Annotated in this window: 2 protein-coding genes; both read right to left on the minus strand. The window is 51.8% G+C overall.

Features of this window, described 5'->3' with window-relative positions; all coding sequences use genetic code 11:
* Positions 1-73: 73 nt before the first annotated feature.
* Complete coding sequence (locus AB0F11_RS38345; protein ID WP_105818909.1) at positions 74-499, minus strand: RICIN domain-containing protein; 426 nt, start codon at positions 497-499, stop codon at positions 74-76.
* Between the two features lie 395 nt (positions 500-894).
* Complete coding sequence (locus tag AB0F11_RS38350; protein WP_362184525.1) at positions 895-1044, minus strand: phage virion morphogenesis protein; 150 nt, start codon at positions 1042-1044, stop codon at positions 895-897.
* Positions 1045-1067 lie beyond the last annotated feature (23 nt).

A 1067-nucleotide genomic window follows, 5' to 3' on the forward strand; every position in this document is an offset into this window, starting at 1 on the left:
TGGTCCGGCTCAAGCGGCGCGTGAGCCTCGAAAGCAGATGGTTCCTTGGTGGGAGCCGACTCTGATTTGCGTTTTATTCGAAGGACTTGAGGTTGTTCAGCGGGACCAAACGCCACTGCTGGGCAGGTGAGCCATTGATCGGGAAGAGCCAGATCGGGTTTCCATCCTTGACGACGCGACCCTTGTCGTCGAGGCACAACGATTCATCGGACCTAGGTACGATGTATCCGGGTTTCGAGAAGAAATCCCATTGGATTGCGCTGGCGCTGGGCTTGAGCTTCAGGAGGGATTCAGGTGCGATCCGGTCTGCACCTATCGCGAGCACTCCGCCACTCGAATTCAGCGAGACGATGCCGGTGTCGAAGTTGACATCCCAAAAGCCATAGCGAGGTGCCAACCCGTTTTTGCTTCTAAGGACGACAGGGTTGTCCTGTGATTGATCCGTGACCCCAATCACATAGTTCGGATCTTGAGAGTATTCAATAATATAGACGCCCATTTTTTCTCTCCTAATCGCTCTATAAAAATATGACCCCGTTTTTCGGTGTCGCCGGGTTCGAATGAACTCAGCTAACTAATAATAGATGGGGGTTTGAGGAATTCTACCTGTCATGTTTGCGGGTCTGATAAATGTAAATAATCGATTTTATTTGTGATTATTTCGTTGTTTGTTTGTTTGATTTGATGTGTTGAGGTGGAAATTGGATTTCAATAAACCTCTAAAATAATTGGGCGCATTGTTCGGTTTCACGTCTTTGAATCTACAGTTCAGTGGCTGTTGATTTTATGGAATCCAATGGGTGCCATATCGGTCTCCTTCCGTGGAGTGTTCGTGGTGGCGGCCGGGGAGCTTTCGAATGACAGGCCGTGCAAAGAAAACCGGCGTGCGTCGCACTACTGCGCCAGAAAGTCGAGGACGACATCGGCGATCCTGTCGACATCGGCATCTCCTAGGCCGAGCAGCTCGCGTACCGGAAACCGCACGACTGGACCACGGTTGCGTTCGCCCCGATCGCGCAGGCCCTCCTGGTGAACGCGTGCGATGCGCTCGACCTGGCGCGTGAAAT

The sequence above is a fragment of the Streptomyces sp. NPDC032472 genome (assembly GCF_040636955.1).
Taxonomy (GTDB): domain Bacteria; phylum Actinomycetota; class Actinomycetes; order Streptomycetales; family Streptomycetaceae; genus Streptomyces.